This window comes from Vibrio sp. 10N.261.52.A1, from assembly GCF_002876325.1.
GTDB lineage: Bacteria > Pseudomonadota > Gammaproteobacteria > Enterobacterales > Vibrionaceae > Vibrio > Vibrio chagasii.
The window spans coordinates 1-3,854 of sequence record NZ_MCYD01001330.1; the positions used below are offsets into that span (position 1 = coordinate 1).

Consider the following 3,854-nt stretch of genomic DNA (forward strand, 5'->3'; position numbering starts at 1 on the left):
TCGTTTAATAGTGTTCGTTTAAGACGCTAGAGCTCAAGAAGTAAGAGCCAAAAGAAGCTTAAAAGGAAAGCGCATAAGTCGACGACTTATGCGCTTTTTTGTTGCTCCACTTCCGAGCGGGTGACCACTATGTTGTAGGGGGAGCGGAGTCTTATACCCATTACCGATTAACGGCGATGGGTATTAGATTTTTGCTCCGTAATCATTACGTTTCGGGCAAGTAGTCAGAATCTCCCTATGACCTGTGTCTTTGACCTCTTCTAAAATCACGTCAAAGCCCCATAAGCGATATAAGTGCTTCATCACCTCGTCGTAGCCTTTATCAAGAGGAATGCGGTCATGAGGGACATATTGGAGTGTCATTGAACGATCGCCGCGTACATCTACATTGAATACCTGAATGTTGGGTTCAAGGTTGCTGAGATTGTATTGCGCCGCAAGCTTTTCACGGATCAGGCGATAGCCTGGGTCATCATGAATTGCACTCACTTCAATGGTATTTTTTCGGTCATCATCGAGCACAGCAAACAGCTTAAAGTCTCGAATGATTTTCGGAGAAAGATATTGGCTGATGAAGCTTTCATCTTTGAAGTTGTGCATCGCAAAGTGTACCGCTTCTAGCCAATCTGATCCTGCCAATTCAGGGAACCACTCTCGGTCTTCATCGGTTGGTTCTTCACAGATACGGCGGATGTCTCTAAACATCGCAAAGCCAAGCGCGTATGGGTTTATGCCACTGAAATAAGAGCTGTTGTAGGCGGGTTGTGCGACCACGCTAGTGTGGCTGTGTAGGAATTCTAAGATGAACTTATCACTGACCAAGCCTTCATCGTACAGATGGTTAAGAATGGTGTAGTGCCAGAAGGTTGCCCAGCCCTCATTCATTACCTGAGTCTGTTTCTGAGGGTAGAAGTACTGGCTGACCTTACGAACAATACGTACACATTCACGCTGCCAAGGCTCCAGTAAAGGCGCATTCTTCTCTATGAAGTAAAGAATGTTCTCTTGTGGCTCACTTGGGAAGCGTACTTTCTGCTCTTCCTCTTTGTCGCGGTTTTGTGGCACTGTGCGCCACAGTTCGTTGACTTGAGATTGCAGGTAAGCCTCACGTTCTTCTTGGCGAGCGGTTTCCTCCGCGATGGAGATCTTCTCCGGGCGCTTATATCTGTCGACGCCGTAATTCATTAGTGCGTGGCAAGAATCGAGCAGTTGTTCGACTTCTGAAACGCCGTATTTCTCTTCACAATCATTGATGTACTTCTTAGCAAATAACAAGTAGTCGATGATTGAGCTTGCATCTGTCCACGTTTGGAACAGGTAATTTCCCTTGAAGAAAGAGTTATGGCCGTAACAAGCGTGCGCCATTACTAGCGCTTGCATCGTCACGGTATTCTCTTCCATTAGGTAGGCGATACAAGGGTCTGAGTTGATCACGATTTCATACGCGAGCCCCATTTGACCGTGCTTGTAGTTTTGTTCGGTTTGAATGAACTTCTTACCAAATGACCAGTGGTTGTAATTAATAGGCATACCGATACTTGAGTACGCATCCATCATCTGTTCAGAAGTGATCACTTCGATTTGGTTAGGGTAAGTGTCTAGTCGGTAATGCTGCGCCACACGCTTAATTTCCACGTGGTATCGCTCTAAGAGGTTGAACGTCCAATCTGGACCATCAGGCAGCATCTTGTCGTTGTTTTTTGGTGCAGCTTTGTCTTTCTCTGCAACGTTTGATTTCGCTGTCATGGCAAGCCCCCTTACGCTGTCTCTTTCTGGAACAGTTCTCTAAACACAGGGAAGATATCATCCACTGTTTTGATGTTTTTCATGGCGAAGTTGTCGAAGCTCGCTTCTAACTTCTCATACTCATGCCAGAGCGTTTGGTGTGAGCGACGCGTGATTTCGATGTACGAGTAGTATTGGCAAGTCGGCAGAAGCGTATTGACCAGTAACTCTTTACAGCGTGGTGAGTCATCTGCCCAGTTATCACCATCAGAAGCTTGCGCTGCATAGATGTTCCACTCATTAGCCGGGTAACGGTCAGCAACAATTTCTTTCATCAGCTTCAAGGCGCTCGATACAATGGTGCCACCGGTCTCTTGTGAGTAGAAAAACTCATGCTCGTCGACTTCTTTGGCTTGAGTATGGTGACGAATAAACACCACATCGACATTTTCGTAGGTGCGATTAAGGAATAGATACAGCAGCACATAGAAACGTTTTGCGATGTCTTTAGTGGCTTGGTCCATTGAGCCAGACACATCCATCAAGCAGAACATCACCGCTTGGCTAGATGGAATAGGGCGTTTCTCGTAGTTTTTGTAACGTAAATCGAAGGTATCGATGAACGGCACGCTATCGATTTTTTTACGTAGCTCGGCAATCTCTTCCTTGATTCGAGCTTCTTCGAACGGTTGAGCGGGCTCAGTCATTTGAACTTGATCGAGTTGGTCCATTAGCGTTTTTAAATCGCGTTTTCGACCTGCTGTCATTGCGGTTCGACGAGCAAGTGACTGTTGCAGTGAGCGAACAATCGCGATGTTGGATGGAATACCTGCGCTTTGGTAACCAGAGCGGTGGGTTTTCCATTCAGTGATCTTGTTGACCTGATTTTTTTCTAGGTTAGGCAGAGCGAGATCTTCAAACAGAATGTCCAGGTACTCGTCTTTTGATATTTGGAAAGTAAACTCATCTTGGCCTTCGCCATCTGGGCTAGCATCCCCTTGGCCTGAGCCACCACCTTGACCACCACCTTTCGGGCGCTCGATTTTATCGCCGGTGATGAATTGATCATTACCAGGGTGCACGCGTTCTCTTACGCCACCTTGACCTTGGTGAAAGCTTGGTTCTTTGATGTCTTTATGAGGAATAGTGACGTCCTCACCAGTTTCAGTGTTGGTGATTGAGCGTCGGTTGACTGCATCGGCCACAGATTCTTTGATTTGCTCTTTATGGCGTCGTAAGAAGCGCTGTCTGTTTACAGCACTCTTATTCTTGCCATTGAGCCTTCGATCGATAAATTGTGCCATAAGAACTCCCTCTCAGCTGATGTCGCGATCCTACTTTTACACGGGTATAAGAGTTATTGGTTGGTACGAGCTGCCCACATGAGCAGCTCTATACCGTTTAGTTATGAGGATTTACGAACTCTTAGGTACCACTCAGATAGCAGTCTCACTTGTTTCTCGGTGTAGCCTTTTTCCATCATACGAGCAACGAAGTCGTCGTGCTTTTTCTGATCATCCGTTGAGGTCTTAGCGTTGAACGAGATAACAGGAAGCAGCTCTTCTGTGTTAGAGAACATTTTCTTTTCAATCACAGTGCGCAGTTTCTCGTAGCTGGTCCAAACTGGATTTTGACCGTTATTGTTCGCTTTGGCACGAAGCACAAAGTTCACAATCTCATTTCGGAAGTCTTTAGGGTTACTGATACCGGCTGTTTTCTCGATTTTCTCTAGCTCACCATTTAGAGAAGCACGGTCAAATAGCTGGCCTGTTTCTGGGTCGCGGTACTCTTGGTCTTGGATCCAGAAGTCTGCGTAGGTTACATAGCGGTCGAAGATATTCTGACCGTACTCAGAGTAAGACTCTAGGTAAGCGGTTTGAATTTCTTTGCCGATGAACTCTACGTAGCGTGGCACTAGATATCCTTTCAAGAACTCAAGGTACTTCTCGGCGGTTTCTTGAGGGAATTGCTCACGTTCAATTTGTTGTTCAATGACGTAGAACAGGTGAACCGGGTTAGCAGCCACTTCGGCTTGGTCGAAGTTAAACACGCGAGATAGAATCTTAAAGGCGAAACGAGTCGATAGACCAGACATACCTTCGTCTACACCTGCGTAGTCGCGGTACTCT

Annotated in this window: 2 protein-coding genes and 1 pseudogene; all 3 read right to left on the reverse strand. The window is 46.3% G+C overall.

Annotation, left to right across the window (positions count from 1 at the left end; translation table 11 throughout):
* Positions 1-183 precede the first annotated feature (183 nt).
* The gene (locus tag BCT81_RS27440) at positions 184-1,746 is read right to left on the reverse strand and encodes a SpoVR family protein (RefSeq protein WP_102426508.1); all 1,563 of its coding nucleotides are present in this window, start codon (positions 1,744-1,746) and stop codon (positions 184-186) included.
* An 11-nt stretch (positions 1,747-1,757) separates the two neighbouring features.
* Entirely contained in the window at positions 1,758-3,029 is a 1,272-nt protein-coding gene (locus BCT81_RS27445; protein WP_004737401.1) for a YeaH/YhbH family protein, read from the reverse strand.
* 101 nt (positions 3,030-3,130) lie between these two features.
* Positions 3,131-3,854 (reverse strand): annotated as a pseudogene (locus BCT81_RS27450) (PrkA family serine protein kinase); the annotation flags it as partial.